The 17,203-nt window shown below is 70.4% G+C and carries 17 protein-coding genes; 11 read left to right on the forward strand and 6 right to left on the reverse strand.

What is annotated here, in order from left to right; translation table 11 throughout:
- Window positions 1–114 precede the first annotated feature (114 nt).
- A complete protein-coding gene (locus WBN91_RS09275) occupies window positions 115–687 on the forward strand; it encodes a DUF5655 domain-containing protein (protein ID WP_337726617.1) in 573 nt (190 codons plus the stop codon).
- A gap of 51 nt (window positions 688–738) precedes the next feature.
- Entirely contained in the window at window positions 739–1,911 is a 1,173-nt protein-coding gene (locus WBN91_RS09280; protein ID WP_337726618.1) for an MFS transporter, read from the forward strand.
- Here WBN91_RS09280 and WBN91_RS09285 read toward each other — a convergent pair.
- Genes WBN91_RS09285 through WBN91_RS09295 form a run of 3 tightly spaced genes read right to left on the reverse strand, consistent with a single transcriptional unit; the run spans window position 1,908 to window position 4,804 of the window.
- Window positions 1,908–2,783: a TAXI family TRAP transporter solute-binding subunit gene (locus tag WBN91_RS09285; protein WP_337726619.1), complete on the reverse strand. Its 876-nt coding sequence runs from the start codon at window positions 2,781–2,783 to the stop codon at window positions 1,908–1,910. The genes WBN91_RS09280 and WBN91_RS09285 overlap by 4 nt on opposite strands.
- Window positions 2,780–4,135 (reverse strand): sensor histidine kinase, encoded by a 1,356-nt coding sequence (locus tag WBN91_RS09290; RefSeq protein WP_337726620.1) that lies wholly within the window; start codon window positions 4,133–4,135, stop codon window positions 2,780–2,782. Before WBN91_RS09290 ends, WBN91_RS09285 begins: the two co-directional genes overlap by 4 nt.
- Entirely contained in the window at window positions 4,136–4,804 is a 669-nt protein-coding gene (locus WBN91_RS09295) for a response regulator transcription factor (RefSeq protein ID WP_337726621.1), read from the reverse strand.
- A gap of 56 nt (window positions 4,805–4,860) precedes the next feature.
- On the opposite strand from WBN91_RS09295, the gene WBN91_RS09300 reads away from it, so the two are divergent.
- From WBN91_RS09300 to WBN91_RS09310, 3 genes are all read left to right on the forward strand, one after another.
- Complete coding sequence (locus tag WBN91_RS09300) at window positions 4,861–5,586, forward strand: GAF and ANTAR domain-containing protein (protein WP_337726622.1); 726 nt, start codon at window positions 4,861–4,863, stop codon at window positions 5,584–5,586.
- Window positions 5,587–5,728: 142 nt separating this feature from the next.
- The gene (locus WBN91_RS09305; protein ID WP_337726623.1) at window positions 5,729–6,433 is read left to right on the forward strand and encodes a hypothetical protein; all 705 of its coding nucleotides are present in this window, start codon (window positions 5,729–5,731) and stop codon (window positions 6,431–6,433) included.
- A 63-nt stretch (window positions 6,434–6,496) separates the two neighbouring features.
- Window positions 6,497–7,117, forward strand: coding sequence for a hypothetical protein (locus WBN91_RS09310; RefSeq protein ID WP_337726624.1), 621 nt, complete (start codon window positions 6,497–6,499; stop codon window positions 7,115–7,117).
- Between the two features lie 98 nt (window positions 7,118–7,215).
- Here the strand turns inward: WBN91_RS09310 and WBN91_RS09315 are convergent, their stop codons facing one another.
- Both WBN91_RS09315 and WBN91_RS09320 read right to left on the reverse strand, forming a co-directional pair.
- Complete coding sequence (locus WBN91_RS09315) at window positions 7,216–8,448, reverse strand: helix-turn-helix domain-containing protein (protein WP_337726625.1); 1,233 nt, start codon at window positions 8,446–8,448, stop codon at window positions 7,216–7,218.
- 132 nt (window positions 8,449–8,580) lie between these two features.
- Complete coding sequence (locus WBN91_RS09320) at window positions 8,581–10,137, reverse strand: AMP-binding protein (protein WP_337726626.1); 1,557 nt, start codon at window positions 10,135–10,137, stop codon at window positions 8,581–8,583.
- A 230-nt stretch (window positions 10,138–10,367) separates the two neighbouring features.
- On the opposite strand from WBN91_RS09320, the gene WBN91_RS09325 reads away from it, so the two are divergent.
- The 6 genes from WBN91_RS09325 to WBN91_RS09350 are packed head-to-tail and all read left to right on the forward strand — an operon-like array spanning window position 10,368 to window position 16,572.
- On the forward strand, window positions 10,368–11,459 hold the full coding sequence (locus tag WBN91_RS09325; RefSeq protein WP_337726627.1) for an MCE family protein: 1,092 nt from the start codon (window positions 10,368–10,370) through the stop codon (window positions 11,457–11,459).
- Window positions 11,456–12,472 (forward strand): MlaD family protein, encoded by a 1,017-nt coding sequence (locus tag WBN91_RS09330; RefSeq protein WP_337726628.1) that lies wholly within the window; start codon window positions 11,456–11,458, stop codon window positions 12,470–12,472. The genes WBN91_RS09325 and WBN91_RS09330 overlap by 4 nt, the downstream gene beginning before the upstream one ends.
- A complete protein-coding gene (locus WBN91_RS09335) occupies window positions 12,469–13,440 on the forward strand; it encodes an MCE family protein (protein ID WP_337726629.1) in 972 nt (323 codons plus the stop codon). The genes WBN91_RS09330 and WBN91_RS09335 overlap by 4 nt, the downstream gene beginning before the upstream one ends.
- Window positions 13,440–14,447 carry an MCE family protein gene (locus tag WBN91_RS09340; protein ID WP_337726630.1) on the forward strand — a complete coding sequence of 336 codons (1,008 nt, stop codon included), beginning with the start codon at window positions 13,440–13,442 and terminating at the stop codon, window positions 14,445–14,447. The genes WBN91_RS09335 and WBN91_RS09340 overlap by 1 nt, the downstream gene beginning before the upstream one ends.
- A complete protein-coding gene (locus WBN91_RS09345) occupies window positions 14,444–15,430 on the forward strand; it encodes an MCE family protein (protein WP_337726631.1) in 987 nt (328 codons plus the stop codon). Before WBN91_RS09340 ends, WBN91_RS09345 begins: the two co-directional genes overlap by 4 nt.
- 14 nt (window positions 15,431–15,444) lie before the next feature.
- Window positions 15,445–16,572: an MlaD family protein gene (locus WBN91_RS09350; protein ID WP_337726632.1), complete on the forward strand. Its 1,128-nt coding sequence runs from the start codon at window positions 15,445–15,447 to the stop codon at window positions 16,570–16,572.
- A 17-nt stretch (window positions 16,573–16,589) separates the two neighbouring features.
- Here WBN91_RS09350 and WBN91_RS09355 read toward each other — a convergent pair whose 3' ends face one another.
- Window positions 16,590–16,982: a YchJ family protein gene (locus WBN91_RS09355; RefSeq protein WP_337726633.1), complete on the reverse strand. Its 393-nt coding sequence runs from the start codon at window positions 16,980–16,982 to the stop codon at window positions 16,590–16,592.
- Window positions 16,983–17,203 lie beyond the last annotated feature (221 nt).

A 17,203-nucleotide genomic window follows, 5' to 3' on the forward strand; every position in this document is an offset into this window, starting at 1 on the left:
CCGGCGAGGACTGACAGATCCGGGCGTGAGGCGGCGGGAGGATCGCAGCGCCGGGGGCGGGGGATCTTGGGGCATCGCGAGCGGTGGGGGCGGGTTGGCGGCAGGATGGCCGGCATGGTTCAGGTGAAGGACTGGCGCGGGATGGTCGACTGGTCTGCCGACCTGCTCGTGCGCACCACCGGTGAGGGTGTGCCGGAGTGGAACCGGCGGGTGTTGGAGTCCGGGGTGGCCACCGAGCCCGAGTTGCGGGATTGGCTGCGTGCCCGGCGGGTGACCGGGTACGCCCAGTTGTTGCTGGTCATGGAGCGGTTCGGCTACCCCGACTTCGCGACCGCCTCCTCCGACGGGCTGGTCGACCGCCAGTACGCCGACCGACCCGAGCTGCGGCCCATCCTGGACCGCCTGCTCACCGAAGCCACCCTCCTCGGCCCGCTGCACGTCCAAGCCCGCAAGACCTACGTCGCCCTCGTCTCGCCCCGCCGCACCTTCGCCATCGTCAAGCCCACCACGCGCACCCGCGTCGACCTCGGCCTCCGCCTCGCCGGCCACGAACCGGAGGGACGGCTGGAGGGCGCGGCCTCCCTGGGCAACGACACGATCACCGTTCGGATCGGGATCTCCAGCGCCGACGACATCGACGACGAGACGGTGACCTGGCTCCGGCACGCCTACACCGGCAACCTTTGACAACACCGAGTTGTTTGCGGGAGTCGCCCCATCGCGGCTTGGATCTTCGGCATGGGGCGGGGGTTCGGGTGGTTGTGGGCGTCGTACTCGGTGAGTGCGTTGGGCACGTGGCTGGCGTTCGACGCGTTCGCCCTGGTCGCGATCTTCGTGCTGGACGCCGGGCCGGGTGAGGTTTCCGCCCTGAAGGCGGCTGGGCTGGCGGTGGGTGCGGTACTCGCGGTGCCGTTGGGGCCGTGGGTGGAGTTCCGGCGGAAGCGGCCGGTGATGGTCGTGACGGACCTCGTCCGGTGTGCCGCCGTGATCAGCGTCCCGCTGGCGTTCGCGCTCGACATGCTCACGCTGACACAACTGCTGGTTGTCGCAACCCTGACGGCGGCAGCCGACAACGCTTTCGTGGCAGCGAGCGGCGCGTACCTGAAAACCCTGCTACCGCGCCAAGACCTGCTCACCGCGAACAGCCGGTTCGAGGCCACGACGTGGACCGCGAGCATCGTCGGCCCACCACTGGGCGGCCTGATGATGGCGTGGTTGGGGCCGGTGACCACTCTCGTCGTCGACGCGGCCAGCTACCTCCTCTCCGCCCTGGGCCTCCGCGCCATCCGCACCCCGGAACCCCCACCCGCACAACCGACCAGTCGGCGCGCGGACCTGGTCGCGGGGTGGCGCCACATCCTGACCCACCCGACGCTGCGCCCGCTCCTGGCCAACACCGTCCTGGTCAGCAGCCTCATCATCGCCACCACCCCGCTCCTGGCCGTGCTCATGCTCGCCGACCTCGGCTTCACCCCCACCCAGTACGGCCTGGCTTTCGGCGTGGCCTGCACCGGAGGCCTGCTCGGCGCGCGCCTGGCCCGGCCACTGGCCAACCGGTTCGGGCAACGAAGAACGCTCCTGGTCGCCGGCACCCTCCGCGCGTGCTGGTCCGTATGGCTGGCCTTCGTCGGCCCGGGTCCGCTGGGCCTCGCCGTCGTGATCGTGATCGAGTTCGGCTTGGTGCTGTGCATGGGCGTGTTCATGCCGGTGTTCGCCACCTACCGCCTCGACCGGATCCCTTCCGACCGCGTCGCCCGCACGCTGTCGGCGTGGTCGGTGACGACGAAGGCGAGCTGTGCGGCGATGGCCGCGCTGTGGGGCGTGCTCGCACACTTCACCGGAACCCGCGCGGCCCTCGCCGTCGCCGGGATCCTGATCCTGGCCAGCCCAGTCCTGCTGCCCCGGCGCTAGCCGTGCAAATCCCGATATGTCTCGGCGGCACCCGGATGCAGCGGCAGACCAGCCGTGCCGATCAGGCTGCGGACATCGAGGAACTGGGTGCCCAGAGCCTGCTCCGGCACCAGGGCCGCCGCCCGCGACACCAGGGTCCGGGTCACCTCGGCGGCCACCCCGTCCGGCAGGGAAGCCCGGCACACCAACAGGTTCGCCACGCCGATGGTCGGCACCTCGCGCACCGCCCCGTACACCCCGACCGGCACGGGAACCTGTTCGTACACCGACCCGTACGCGGTCCGCAGGCCACCGAGCACGCTCGCCAGTGGCAGCAGGCGGATGCCGGACAGGCGGGCCAGGGTGGGTGTCGGCACGCCGCCGGACCACAGCAGCGCGTCGATCCGCTTGTCCACCAACGCCTGCGCGGCCTCGCCCAGGCGGAAGTGCTCCACCCGCACGGTCCGGTCCAGGCCGGTGGTGGCCAGCATCCGTTCACCGGACAGGGACGCGCCCGAGCCCGCCGCGCCCAGCGACACCCGGCGGCCGGCCAGGTCGGCCACGGTCTGGGCCGGGTCGTCTTCGCGCACCACCAGTTGCAGGTAGTTCTCGTACACGCGGCCCAGGGCGCGCAGCTGCAACGCGGGGTCGGCGGTGCCGGCCGCGTCGGCCAGGGCCAGTGCGATCTGGGAACGCCCGTCGCGCAGCTGTTGCAGGTTCTCCAGGCTGCCCTGGGTCTCCACCACCACGCCGGGCAGCTGGGCGGCCAGCAGGGTGGCGAAGTCGTAGTACAGGCCGCCCTTCTCGCCGGCGGCGATGCGCAGCCCGGCGGCGGACGAGCCGCCGGTGCAGCCGGCGGTCAGCAGGGCCAGCAGGAACAGTCGGCGGTTCACAGGACCGGCTCCAGGGGCAGGACCACCCTGGCCACCAGACCGTCCACAGTGGACAATTCCAGGGACCCGCCGCGCGCGGCGACCAACCGGTCGGCGATGGCCAGGCCCAGGCCGGTGCCGGGCTGGTCGGTCCGGCCGCGCCAGAACCGGGACGTGGCCAGCGCGAGCTCCTCGTCGGTCAGGCCGGGGCCGTCGTCGGCCACCTGGACCCAGCCCCTGCCTGCCGCGCGGTCCGCGCCCAGGGTCACCCGCACGCCGCCGCCGTACTTGATCCCGTTGTCCAGCAACACGTCCAGCACCTGCGCCAGGTCCGACTCCGGGCAGCGCACCAGCACCGGCACCCGCGGCGCGGGCGGCACCGGGACCTGCCAGAAGTCGGCGCGGTCGGCGACCACCACACCCAGGTCGGCCAGCTCGGGTTCCCGCCCGCCGGCCGCGACCTCGGTGGCGGTGCTCTCCGCCGACGCCAGCGCCAGCAGGCCGTCCAGCAGCGACTCCAGCCGCTCGAACTCCGCCACCCCGGCCTGGTAGACGCGCCGGCCCTCCGGTTTGACCTGCTCGCTCAACGTGTCCATGCGCAGCCGCAGCGCCGCCATCGGGTTGCGCAGCTGGTGCGAGGCGTCCGCGATGAGCCGCCGCTGCTGGTCGGCCGCCTCGGTCACCGCGTCGGACATCCGGTTGAACGACTCCGACAGCTCCCGCACCTCCGGCGGGCCGAAGCGCTCGGGCACGTGGGCCCGCCGCTCGCCCGCCGCGACCGCCCGCACGCCCACCGCCAGGTCCGCCAGCGGCTTGAGCAGCCACCGCGCCAGGGCCAGCACCAGCAGCAGCGACCCGCCCGCCGCCGCCAACGCGCCCGCCAGCACCAGCAGCCACCGCGACAGCACGTCCCCGGCCGCCCGCTCCAGCGACGCCCGCAGCACCACCGCGCCCGCCACCCGGGTGCCCGTCCCGACCGGCCGCGCGAACACCACCGTCCCCGTCGACCACGGCATGATCGTCGGCACGTCCGGCGCGGGCTGGTTGCGCAGCGCCGCGTCCAGCACGTCGGCCAGCGCCGGGTCGTCGGCGGTCAGGCCGGACTGCGCGACCGGGCGGCGGCGCGCGTCCACCACCACGACCGGCTCCCCGTACAGCGCGACGTACGCGGTGACCTCGTCGACCAGCGCCGCGCTGTCCCCGGACGTCTCCGCCTGCTGGGCCAGCGCCGCGAACCGGTCCAGGTCCGCGGTCCGGCTGATCAGGAACCGCTGCGTCCGCTCGGTGGCCGTGGCCGACAGCAGCGGCACGGCGAAGGCCGTCACGGCGGCGGCGGAGAACAGCAGCAGCACCAGCAGCAGGCGGCGGCGCATTCAGTCGCCGTCCCCGGAGGCCAGCCGGTAGCCGAACCCGCGGATCGTGGTCAGCAGGCCCGGCCGGTCCAGCTTCGCGCGCAGCCCCGCCAGGTGGACGTCCAGCGACCGCGACACCGCCAGGTACGCGTCACCCCAGACCTCGTCCATCAGCTGCTGCCGGCTCACCGCCGTGCCCGCCCGCCGCGCCAGCGCCGCCAGCACGTCGAACTCCTTGGTGGTCAGCGGCACCTCCGCGGCGCCGACGACCACCCGCCTGCCTTCCAGGTCGATGGTCACGTCCCCGACGCGCACCACCCGGTCGGCCGGACCCACCCGGACGCTGCGCCGCGCCACCGCGTCCATCCGGGCCAGCAGCTCGCCCAGCCGCACCGGTTTGACCAGGTAGTCGTCCGCGCCCAGGCGCAGGCCGCGCACGATGGACCGCTCGTCGCCGCGCGCGGTCAGCACCAGGACCGGCGTCTGGGCCACCTTGCGGATCTTGCGCAGCACCTCCAGGCCGTCGGTGTCGGGCAGGCCCAGGTCCAACAGGAGCAGGTCGAAGTCCCGGTGCGCGGTCAGCGCGTCGGAGCCCCGCCCGACCCGCCGCGGGTGGTGCCCGTTGGCCTCCAGGGCCTCCACCAACGCCTCGGCGACACCGTCGTCGTCCTCGACCAGCAGCACGCGCACCGCTCCACCCCCTTCCGGTAGCGGCGATTATGGCCCGCGCGGTGTAAGAAGTGCTCGTGAGCATCGAAGACAGAGCGCCCGCGTCGGTGTTGGACGAGGCGAGTGAGGCGTTCGAGCACCTCGCGGCCGTGCTGGCCGACGAGCAGCCCTTGAACGAGGTGCTGCAACAACTGGTCGAGTCGGCCTCTCGGGTCATCTCCGACGCGGAGAACGTCTCCGTCACCGTCGTCGCAGGTGGGACGGCGCGGACGGCCGCCGCCACCGACGAGCGGGTCGTGGCGATCGATGCCGACCAGTACTCGGCGGGCAACGGTCCGTGCCTGGAGGCGTCGCGGACCGAGCGGCCCGTGCGGGTGAACGTGGCCGAGGCCCGCGCGTTGTGGCCGGAGTTCGCCGCGGCGGCCGAGGGCGCCGGCGTCAAGGCCTACCTGTCCGCGCCGCTGCTGGTCGACGGCTCGGTGCTGGGCGCGCTCAACCTCTACAGCTCCGAGCCGCGCGCGTTCGACCCCTTCGACGAGGCGCTGCTGCGCCTGTTCACCACGGCCGCGTCCACCGCGATCACCGGGTTCCGCCGGTACGAGCGGTCGCGCGAGCTGGTCAAGAGCCTGGAGCGGGCGCTGGAGTCCCGGGCGGAGATCGACCAGGCCAAGGGCGTGCTCATGGCGGCGCACGGGATCAGCGCGGAGGAGGCGTTCTCGACCCTGGTCGCCGAGTCCCAGGCCAACAACACCAAGCTGCGGGTGGTCGCGCGCAACCTGCTGGACTCGGTGCGCAAGCCGTAGTTCTTGTCACGGGTTTTATAGTTCTCGACGGTGTTGTTGCGCATTTGTTCGAAGCTGTAATCAGGCCGATCCGAATGCTTCTCGCGGTGGTTACAGTGGCCCGGTCGGGGAATTGTTCGACCATTCCGGACCGAGGAGAAGCATGCGCGCCCACCGTGTCGTCCTGGCCGCTCTGGCCGCCGCGTCCCTGTCCGCGTGCACCGGCGGTCCGGCGGCCTCGTCGGGACTGCGGACCTTCGACAGCCCGCAGGCGCTGGCCGAGGCCAACCGGGTGGCGGCGGAGGGCAAGGGGACGGTGACCGTGGACCTCGACCTGGCCACCAGCGGCAAGGGCAGCTGCGGGTTGCGGACCGACGACTACTCGGCGTCGTGCGAGATCTCCCTCGCCGACGCCGAGAAGGTCTCCTACGTGATGGTGCCGGACGCGATCTTCGTGCGCATCCCGGACGGCCAGGCGCCGCAGCCGGACAAGCCGTGGCTCAAGCTGGATCCCGCGGACACCCGCAACCCGTTGGGACAGGCGATGGCGAACGTGGCCGTGCACATCCGCGACTCCGCCGACATCCGCAAGGCGCTGCCCGAGGGCGCGCAGCTGGTGGAGAAGGCGGAGGAGGCGGTGAACGGCCGGTCGGCCGTCCGCTACACCGCCCACGTCACGGTCAACGGGCAGGCCTCGGTGCTCAAGCTGTGGGTGGACGACGCCGACCTGCCGGTGAAGACGGAGCTGAGGACGCCGGTGCCCGACGGTGAGCCGGTGACCGTGACGGCGGTGTTCCGCGACTGGGGCAAACCGGTCACCATCACGCCGCCGGCGCCGGACCAGCTGACCACCCTTCCGATGCCCTGAACGAATTGTCAGCCGTGCCGCGGTGAAACCTTTGTCGAGAATGCGCCGAAGGGGATGTCCGAGGTGAGAGTCGCATTTGTCGTCGCGGTGGTGGCGCTGCTCGCGCTGGTCCTCGCGCCGCCGCGCGAGTACGTCGTGCGGCACCCGCAGGTCAAGCCGCCCGTGCCGGCCGCCGGGCTCAAGCTCAAGTACAAGGTCGACGGCGTCAACCGGGTCGCCAAGCTCCAGTCCGACCTGGTCATCGGGCCAGGCACCCTGGAGACCGAGATCGACCTCATCACCGGCGACCTCACCGGCGACCTCACCCTGCCCCCGAGCAGCGGCTACTTCATCGTGTTCGGCTTCATGCCCAACACCGCCCGCGTGGACCTCATCCCGACGTCGAAGGTCGTGGGCAAGATCGCCGCCGGGCAGATCAAGGCCAACTCGCAGCTGCACATCAAGCTCAGCGACGTCCAGGTCAACGGGCAGCCGCTCGACGTGGGGCCGGACTGCAAGACGAGCACCCCCGCGTCGATCGACCTGGAAGGCCCGTTCGACCTGGCCAAGATCCCGATGAAGGCGACCTTCACCATCCCGCCGTTCGCCGGCTGCCGGGGCGCGGAGAAGCTGGACCCGCTGTTCTCCGGCCTGATCTCCGGCCCGGACAACAAGCTGGACATGACCCTGACCGCGCAGTTCTGAGCCGGTCCGCGCGGTCTCGGGCCGGCCGCCGCGGTCTTCAGACCCGGCCGCCGCGGTTTCAGGCTGGCCGCCGCGGTTTCAGGCTGGTCGCCGCGGTTTCAGGCCGGCCGCCGGGCGTCGAGCAGGCGCAGTGCCCGCAGCGCGATGCCCATGTCGAACAACGCGTCCGGGTCGTGCAGGCGGTCGCCGAACAGCTCTTCCAGCTGCCGCAGCCGGTACCGCACGGTCTGCGGGTGCACCGCCAGCGACGACGCCACCTCCGGCGCGCTGCCCCGCGTCTCCACCCAGGCCGTCATGGTCTCCCTCATGCGCTGCTGCTGCTTGGCGGTCAGCCCGTCCAGCGGGGCGAGGGTCCGGCGGACCAGTTCCCGCAGCAGCTCCTCGTCACCGAGCAGGAGCAGCGTGGACAGGTGCTCGGTGGTGTCGACCATCGGCCGGTCCGGGATGACCCGCGACTGGATGAGCGTGATGGTCCGCCGCGCCCACCGCAGCGACTGCCGCGCCTTGGCCAACGGCACCACCGGCCCGACCGCCGCGCGCCACCCGCCGAGCTTGTGCTCCAGGGCGACCAGCTGCCGTTCCGGGTCGGTCAGCAGCAGGCACGGCTCGCTGCCCTCGAGGTCCATCAGGATGTCCTCGTGCAGCGCGGGGATCGGCAGTTGGTGCTGGTCGGTGCGCCTCTCCAGGGCCACGACGACGACCTTGTCCGGCACCGGCCAGTGCGCGGCGTCGGCCAGGTCGGCCAGGGCGCTGGGGTGGTAGCCGGGTTCGCCGAGGATCAGGTCCAGCAGCCGCTTGCGCCGGCGCTGCACGGCCCCGGCGTGGCGGGCCTGCGCCTCGGCGTAGCCCTCCATGCTGCGCAGGGACAGCTCGTCGATGTAGGCGAAGATCGCCTCGGCGATCAGGCACATGGTGGCCAACGGCACCCGCTCCCGCAGCCCGAACTCCGAGATCCGCCGCCACGCGACCCGCGCGCCGATCCGGTAGGCGGTCTGGAGCAGGTCCAGGCTGCGGCCCGCGCTGACCTCCAGCTTGCCCAGCAGCCGGAACAGCTTCGCGCGGTCCTCGCGCTGCGCGGTCGGGTCGACCATCCGGTCGATGAACTGGTGGATCGCCTGCTCGACGCCCTCGACGACCACCTGGCCGAACATCCCCTCCAACTTCTGGGAGTATTCGGCGATCGAGCACTGGATTTCCCGGACCATGTCCGTGGCGACCGCGCCGGCGTTGGCCCGGAACTTCGGCGCCAGGTCGGCGGGCAGTTGCTCCCACAGGTCCACGTTCCCGATGAGCGGTAATTCCGGGGCGTGCGGTTCTCCGGTTCTGTTCATGCGGTTCGCCCACCACCAAACGCCTCAGGTGTGATTCCGAACACTGTATTTTTGATCTTGCCCGCGGTCAACCAACGCGCACTTCCACAACAAAAGACCCGTGCGCTTTGTGCCGCCCGTGACAAAAACCCGCTACCGCAGCTCGCGGCGCAGTACCTTGCCGGTCGCGTTGCGGGGCAGTGCCGGCAGCAGCACGACCTCCCGAGGCACCTTGTGCCGTGCCAACCGGTCGCGCACGAAGACCTTCAGAGCCTCCGGGTCGATGCGCGCCCCCGGCACCGGCACCACGAACGCCCGCAGCCGTTGCCCGAACTCCTCGTCCGGCACGCCCAGCACCACCGACTCGCGCACCTGGTAGTGCGTGGCCAGCAGGTTCTCCACCTCGGACGGGTACACGTTCTCCCCGCCGGAGACGATCATGTCGTCCTCGCGGCCGTCCACGAACAGCCGGCCGCCGTCGTCGAAGTGCCCCAGGTCCCCGGTCGAGACCAGGCCGTCGAGGGTGTCCTTGTCGCCGCCGCCCGAGTAGCCGCTGAACCGCAGGCCGCTGCCGACGAACACCCGGCCCACCGCGCCAGGGCGCGTCACCCGCCGGCCCTCGAAGTCGTACAGGCGCACCTCGCACGTGCGGGGCGGTCGGCCGACGGTGCCCGGCGCGGCGCGCAGGTCAGCGGGGGTGGCCACCGTCGCCACGGCCACCTCCGTCGACCCGTACAGGTCGTATACGACCTCGCCGAACCGCTTGGTGGCCTCCTCGGCCAGCGGCGCGGGCAGGTCCGAGCCCGAGCTGAGCACGACCCGCAGCGCCGACAGGTCGTGCGACTCCAACTCCACCGGCCCCAGGTCGAGGATCCGCCGGAGCATGGTCGGGACCAGCATGATCGCCGTGCAGCGGTGTCGGGCCAGCAGTTCCGCCGCCTCGCGCGCGTCGAACCGGCGGCGCAGCACGACCGTCGAGCCCAGGCCCAGCGCGAGCACGAGGTGCGCGAACCCGATGCCGTGGAACACCGGCGCGGCGATCAGCGAGGTCTCCCGGGCGCGCAGCGGGATGCGGTCGAGGAAGTCCACGGCCGCGAACGCCGAGCGGACCTCGCGGTGCGCGCCCTTCGGCGTGCCGGTGGTGCCGCTGGTCAGTAGCACGACCTGGCCCGGCCGCGAAGGCGGAGGTGGTTCCGCGGCGGGCGCGGACCGGGCCAACGCGTCGAAGTCGGCGGTGCGGAAGCGGGCCACCTCGGGCGGCACCTCGGCCACCACCGGGGCGAAGTCGTCGTCGTGCAGCAGCGCCACGACCTGCTCCCGCCGGGTCACGTCGGCCAGCTGCGGACCGGCGAACCCGGTGTTGAGCAGCAGCGCCCGCGACCCGATCCGGGCGCACGCCAGCATTGCCACCACCGCGCCTCGGTGGTTGCGGCACAGCAGCGCCACGACGTGGTGCGCGCGGATGCCCGACCCGTGCAGTGCGCGGGCCAGTGCCGCGGAGCGTTCGTGCAGCTCGCGATAGGTGAGAGGGCCGTCCTCGTCGATCAGGGCGACGTGGTCGGGCTGGTACCGGGCGCCCCGCAGCACCGACCCCAGCAGGGGTCCGTGCGCCCGCACCTCGACCAGCGACCGCACCGCCCGAACGGGCCGCAGCGGTTCCACCAGACCGGCGCGGCGCAGCACCCGGACGCAGTGCGCCAACTTGACCATGCTCCGCACCCCCGTCGTGGACTCGGCCGAAACATTCGTAGCCCCACGAACCGCCGCGGCGCCAGGGCGGGACCGGTTTTTGTGCGGGTGTGAGTGATCCGCGCCACGGCTTTTGTCATGGAACTGACAAGCCTTTTCGACTGCTTGTGCCGCCGGACACCCGTCAGTAACGTACTCGCCGGTAATGTTATTTCGGCCGCATTCACAAAACCCTTCCCGGAGAATAACCGATGGCATTCCGCCGACGGCTGCTGGGGCTGGTCTTCGTGGCGCTGATCGTCGCGCTGTGCGGGCTGTCCGTCGCGGCTTACCTGAAGGTGTTCACCACCCGGGTGACCGTGCTGCTGCGCACCGACCACGTCGGCAACCAGCTCCAGGTCGACTCGGACGTGAAGCTGCTCGGCGTCCAGGTGGGCCAGGTCGGCGCGGTGCGGTCCGACGGGTCGGGCGCGGAGGTCGAGCTGTCGATGTGGCCCGACGAGGTCGGGCGCATCCCGGCCAACGTCTCCGCCCGGCTGCTGCCCAAGACCCTGTTCGGCGAGCGGTTCGTCAGCCTGGAACTGCCCGACGACCCGGCCGGCGCGCTCCGCCAGGGCGCGGTGATCGAGCAGGACCGCACGTCCAGCGCGATCGAGGTCGAGCGCGTGTTCAACGACCTGCTGCCCACGTTGCAGGCGGTCCGGCCGGACAAGCTGTCCGCGATGCTCACCTCGATGGCGCAGGCGCTGGATGGGCGCGGCGAGACCCTCGGCGAGACCATCACCCGGCTGGACGCCTACCTGCGCGAGCTCAACCCGCAGCTGCCGGTGCTCAAGCAGGGCATCACCAAGTTCGCCGACATGTCCGGCACCTACGCCGACGCCGGCCCCGACATCGTGCAAGCCCTCAAGGAGCTGACCACGACCAGCCGGACCATCGCGCAGCAGCGGGCCGACCTGGACTCCGTCTACGCCAGCCTCACCACGGCCGCCGCCGACCTGACCGCGTTCTTCAAGGACCACGGCGAGACGTTCGTGGGCCTGTCCGACCGCAGCCGCCCGACGCTGGAGCTGTTCGCCACCTACTCGCCGTCGTTCCCGTGCGTGCTGGTCGCGGTCAACGACCTGCGCCCGCGCATGGACCAGGTGCTCGGCAAGGGCACCGACCAGCCCGGCATGCACGCGACCGTGACGGTCGTGCCGCCGGGGGAGAAGTACGTGCCGGGGCGCGACGACCCGGTCATCCGCCGGGGCGGCACACCGCACTGCCCGGCGGGACCGGTCAACGCCGTCGCGCCGGACCAGGTGCCGGGGTGGGCCGGCCTGCTGATGGGGGTCCGATGAGGTCGATAGCGGCGCCGCTGACCAAGTTCCTGATCTTCGTGGTGGTGACGGTCGCGGCCACGACGTTCCTGGCCTCGACCATCGCGGGGACCAACGTGGGGTACACCGCCACCTACACCGCCCGGTTCACCGACGTCACCGCGGTCGCCGAGGGCGACGACGTGCGGATGTCGGGGGTGAAGGTCGGCCAGGTCGAGGGGATGACACTGGTCGACGACGAGCTGGTGGACGTGGAGTTCTCGGTGGACAACGGGCGTTCGCTGTCCGCCGCCGTGACCGCGACCATCAAGTACCGCAACATGGTCGGTCAGCGCTATATCGCGTTGGAGCAGCCCGCCGGCCGGGTCTCCGAGCGCCTGCCCGAGGGCGGGCTGATCCCGGTGGAGCGCACCAAGCCGGCGCTGGACCTGACCCTGCTGTTCAACGGGTTCAAGCCGCTGTTCCAGGCGTTGAACCCGGACGACGTGAACAAGCTGTCCCACGAGATCGTCCAGGTGCTGCAAGGCGAAGGCGGCACGGTGGAGAGCCTGCTCGCCCACACCGCCTCCCTGACCACCGCGCTGGCCGCCAAGGACGACGTGATCGGCAAGGTGGTCGAGAACCTCAACGCCGTGCTGGAGACGGTCAACTCCCGCGACGACCGGTTCGGCACCCTGCTCACCTCCATGCGCCAGCTGGTGTCCGGGTTCGCCGCCGACCGCCAACCCATCGGCAACGCGATCACCGGCCTGGCGGCGCTCAGCGACAGCACCGCGTCGCTGCTGGAACAGGGACGGCAGCCGTTGAAGGAGGACATCGTGGCACTGGGCGTGCTGGCCGGGAACCTCGGCAACGCGCCTGAGCTGGAACCGTTCCTGCGCACCCTGCCGGTGAAGTTCGAGGCCATCGGCCGGATCTCCTCCTACGGCTCGTGGCTGAACTTCTACCTGTGCCTGGCGTCCTCGGACGCCAAGCCCGCGCCGGGCGGACCGCCGGTGGGGCTCCCGATCACCGAACAGAGGTGTCACCGATGACCCGGCGTCCGGCCTTGCTCGGCGCGGTGGGGCTCGCGTTCATCGCGATCGCCTCGCTGCTCGCGTTCTACATCGAGGACGTCCCGTTCTTCGGCGGCGGCACCCGGTACGAGGCCTACTTCAAGGAGTCCGCCGGACTGCGCGCCGACGACGAGGTGCGGGTCGCGGGCATGAAGGTCGGGCACGTGACCGGCGTGCGGCTGCACGACGGCAAGGTGCGGGTCACCTTCCGGGTCCGCGGGCTGGAGCTGGGCGACCGCAGCCGTGCCGACATCCGCATCAAGACCTTGCTGGGGCAGAAGTTCCTCGCCCTGGACTCCGAGGGCCGCGACAAGCTCGACCCCGGCACGCCGATCCCGGTGGAGCGCACCACGTCCCCCTACGACGTGATCGAGGCGTTCAGCGGCCTGTCCGACACCATCACCAAGATCGACACCGACCAGCTCGCGCAGAGCTTCCGCGTCCTGTCCGACACCTTCCGCGACTCGCCGCAGCACGTGAAGCAGGCGCTGGAGGGCTTGTCGGCGCTGTCCAAGACCATCTCCTCGCGCGACGAGCAGCTCGCCGACCTGGTCAAGGGCGCCAACAAGATCAGCGGCGCGCTGGCCGACCGGACCGACGACTTCGCCGCGCTCATCACCGACGGCGTGAAGCTGCTGGAGGAGATCGGCCACCGGCGCGAGGCCATCGCCGCGCTGCTGGACGGCACCCGCGAGCTGTCCCGCCAGCTGTCCGGGCTGGTGCAGGACAACCAGCAGCAGCTCGGCCCGGCGCTGGAGCAGCTGGAGAAGGTGACCGACGTGCTGCGGCGCAACCAGGAGAACCTCGACCGGGGCCTGGCGCTCGCCGGGCCGTACTACCGGCTGCTGAACAACTCGCTGGGCAACGGGCAGTGGGTGGACACCTACCTGTGCGGCCTGGTCGCCGCGCCCGGCGACCGCCGCGATTGCGCACCGGGAGGCCGCTGATGTTCGTCCGGACTCGGGGAAGGCGGCGGCTGTTCGTCGCGCTGGCGCAGGGATTGGTGTTGGTGCTGCTGGCCACGGTCGCGGTGTGGTGGATCTTCCTGCGGCCCGCTTCGAAGCACGTGACGGCCTACTTCACCGCGGCGGTCGGTGTTTATGAAGGGTCGGACGTGCGGGTGCTGGGCGTGAAGGTCGGCGAGGTCGTCGGCGTGGTGCCGGAGGGCGGGTCGGTGCGGGTGGAGTTGGAGATCGACCACGATGTCGACGTGCCGGCGGACGCGCGGGCTGTGGTGGTGTCGCCCAACATCGTGGCGGATCGGTACGTGCAGCTCGCCCCTGTCTACACGGGCGGGGAGAAGCTGGCGGCCGGTGCGGTGATCACCACCATCCGCACGGCGGGCACGGTCGAGCTGGACGACCTCTACCAGAGCCTCGACACGTTGCTGACCGCTTTGGGGCCGGATGGCGCCAACAAGGAGGGCGCGCTGTCGGACCTGCTCAAGACCGGTGCGGCGAACCTCGACGGGACGGGGTCTGCGCTGGGCGAGTCCATCCGGCAGTTGGCTGACGCGGCGCGGACGTTGTCCGGGTCGCGGGAGGACCTGTTCGGGACAGTGGACAACCTCCAGCAGTTCACCAGCATGTTGGCTGCCAACGACGAGCAGGTGGGTCGGCTGGCAGAGCAGCTGGCCGACGTGTCGGGGTTCTTCGCGGCGGAGAGGGACGACCTGGGTGCGGCGTTGGGGGAGCTCGCGACGGCCCTGGAGCAGGTGCGCGGGTTCGTGCGGGACAACCGGGAGCGGGTCAAGTCCACTGTGGAGGATTTGGCCGGGATTACCGGGACGTTGGTGAACCAGCAGAAGTCGTTAGCCGAGGTGCTGGAAGTGGCCCCGGTTGCGTTGCACAACGTGGTCAACGCCTATGACCCGGCGACTGGGACGCTGAACGCGCGGGCCAACTTGAACGAGTTCGTCGCTGATCTGTTGAGTGTGCCTGGGGGTGCTCGATGAGGGTGTTGGTGCTCGCGGTGGTGCTGGTGCTGACCGGGTGTTCGGCGATTCCCAGTGCTTACGACATGCCGCTGCCTGGGGGTGCGGATCTGGGGGATCGACCGTATCGGGTGGTGGTGGAGTTTGACGATGTGCTGGATCTTGTGCCGCATGCGGGTGTGAAGGTGAACGACGTGCCGGTGGGGAAGGTGGAGCGGGTCGAGCTGTCTGAGGATGGGTCGATGGCGTTGGTGCACCTGGTTGTGCGGGGGGATGTGCGGTTGCCGGCGGATGCCCTGGCGCGGCTTCGGCAGTCGAGTTTGTTGGGGGAGAAGTTTGTGGAGCTGGGTGCTCCTGGGGAGGCGTCGGGGTCGTCTTTGGGGGATGGGGCGGTGAGTCCGTTGGGGGACGGTGCGGTGATCCCGTTGGCGCGGACCAACCGCAACCCTGAGGTGGAGGAGGTGTTCGGGGCGTTGTCCATGTTGCTCAACGGGGGCGGGATTGGGCAGATCCAGAGCATCTCGCGGGAGCTGAGTGTGGCGCTGGACGGCAACGAGACTGCGGTGAAGTCGTTGTTGTCCACTGTGGACACGTTTGTGGGTTCGTTGGACGAGCACAAGGGCGAGATCACGCGGGCCATCGAGGGGATGGACCGGTTCGCCAAGTCGTTGGAGGCCAAGAAGGCCGAGATCGGCGAGGTGCTCGACGGGCTGGAGCCGGGGTTGCGGGTGCTCAACGAGCAGCGCGGGCAGCTGGTGACGATGCTGAACACGCTGCACCAGCTGTCGGGCGTCGCCGTGGACGTGGTGAACCGGAGCCGGGAGGACCTGGTCGCTGATCTGCGGGCGTTGGAGCCGACGCTGAAGAAGCTGGCCGAGGCGGGGCAGGCGTTGCCGCAGTCGTTGGAGCTGTTGTTGACGTTCCCGTTCACCGACGCGGTGCTCGATGGGGTCAAGGGCGACTACCTGAACACGTACCTGACTTTGAACACCGGGGGCCGTTGATGATCACGGGTCGGATGCGGGTGCAGATCCTGTTGTTCGCGGTGATCGCGTTGTTGGGGGTCACTTATGTGGGGGGTAAGTACGCGGGGTTGGTGGTCGTGGACGACGGCTACCGGGTGAAGTTGGAGTTGGCGCGGACGGGTGGGCTGTTCACCGGGGGTGAGGTGACGTATCGCGGGGTGCCGGTGGGGCGGGTCGGGCCGATTCGGCTGGTGGATCGGCAGGTGGATCGGGGGGTGGATCGGGGGGTCGAGCGGCAGGTGGATCGGCGGGTGGAGGTGGAGCTGCGGATCGCGGCGGGGGCTCCGGCGATTCCGGCGGATCTGGAGGCGGTGGTCGCCAATCGGTCCGCGGTGGGGGAGCAGTACGTCGACCTGCGGCCTCGGGGGAGTGGGGGGCCGTTTCTGGGGGAGGGGTCGGTGATCTCGCAGTGGCAGACGAAGTTGCCGTTGCCGGTGGAGCAGGTGTTGACCAGCTTGGATGACTTGGCGCGGTCGGTGCCTGTCGAGTCTTTGCGGACTGTGGTGGAGGAGTTGGACAACGCGTTGCGGGGGGCTGGGCCTGACTTGCAGGTGCTGTTGGATGCGACGCGGGAGTTCACGGAGACGGCGGGGCAGCACCTGCCGCAGACGACTGCGTTGTTGAATGATTCGCTGGTGGTGTTGCAAACGCAGTTGGATCACTCGGCGGCGATCAATTCTTTTGCTGATTCGGCGTTGTTGGTGGCTGAGCGGTTGCGGGCGGCGGATGGTGATTTGCGGCGGTTGATCGCTTCCGCGCCGGGGGCGGCGGGGGAGGTCAGTGCTTTGTTGCGGGAGTCTGGGCCGAATTTGGGGATTGTGCTGGCTAACTTGTTGACTACTGCGGATGTGATGGTGACCCGGCAGGGGCAGTTGGAGCAGGTGTTGGTGACTGTGCCGGATGTGGTGAGTGTGGGGTCTTCGGTTGTGCGTGGGGGGCAGGCTTCTTTTGGGTTGGCTTTGACCTTTTTTGAGCCTGCGCCCTGTGTGGCTGGGTATGAGGGGACGGTGAAGAGGGGTGGGTTGGATACTTCGGTGGGTGGGTTGAATGCCGGGGCTAGTTGTACGTTGCCGCGGGGGAGTGAGACTGGGGTGCGAGGGTCGCAGAACGTGCCGCGTTAGGGCTGGGGTGGCGGGGGTTAGAGGGGTTCTACGTAGAGCCAGCGGTTGTTCTCGCGGACGAAGCGGCTGTTCTCGTGGAGTTCCTGGGGTTCGCCGTGGTAGCGGTAGTGGGCGGTGAATTCGACCGTGCCGGTGGTGTGGAACGGCGTGCCCTCGGTGCGGTTGTGGACTACCAGGTGGGTCCACTGCTGGTCGGGGTCGAAGTCGATGCGCTTGGGCCTGGTGGTGGGGTGCCAGGTCTGGAGGAGGTAGGCCTCGTTCTGGTGGGCGAAGGCGGAGAAGCGCGAGCGCATCAGGGCTTCGGCGGTGGGGGCGGGTTTGGTTCCGGCGTGGAGGGGGCCGCAGCAGGTCTCGTAGGGCTCACCCAGGCCACAGGGGCAGGTCGTCGGCACTCGGTCATTGTCGACCATCGTGGGGAGACGGGCCTACCGGCCCTGGGTGGGGCGCGTTCTCGAGCGCGGAGTCCGTTCGAGCTTGCGTGGGTGGAGCGTGTTGCGTTTGGACCCGCGAAGCGTGGGCTTGTCGGCGGAAAGTCCGGTTCAAAGATTAAAAGCGCCTCGCCGGCGGGCAGACCACCAAGGATGACCCAACTGCAACTGCGGGGGCTTCTTGCTTGTGCCATCCCCGTATG

Source organism: Saccharothrix sp. CCNWYY140 (assembly GCF_037401995.1).
Lineage (GTDB): Bacteria > Actinomycetota > Actinomycetes > Mycobacteriales > Pseudonocardiaceae > Actinosynnema.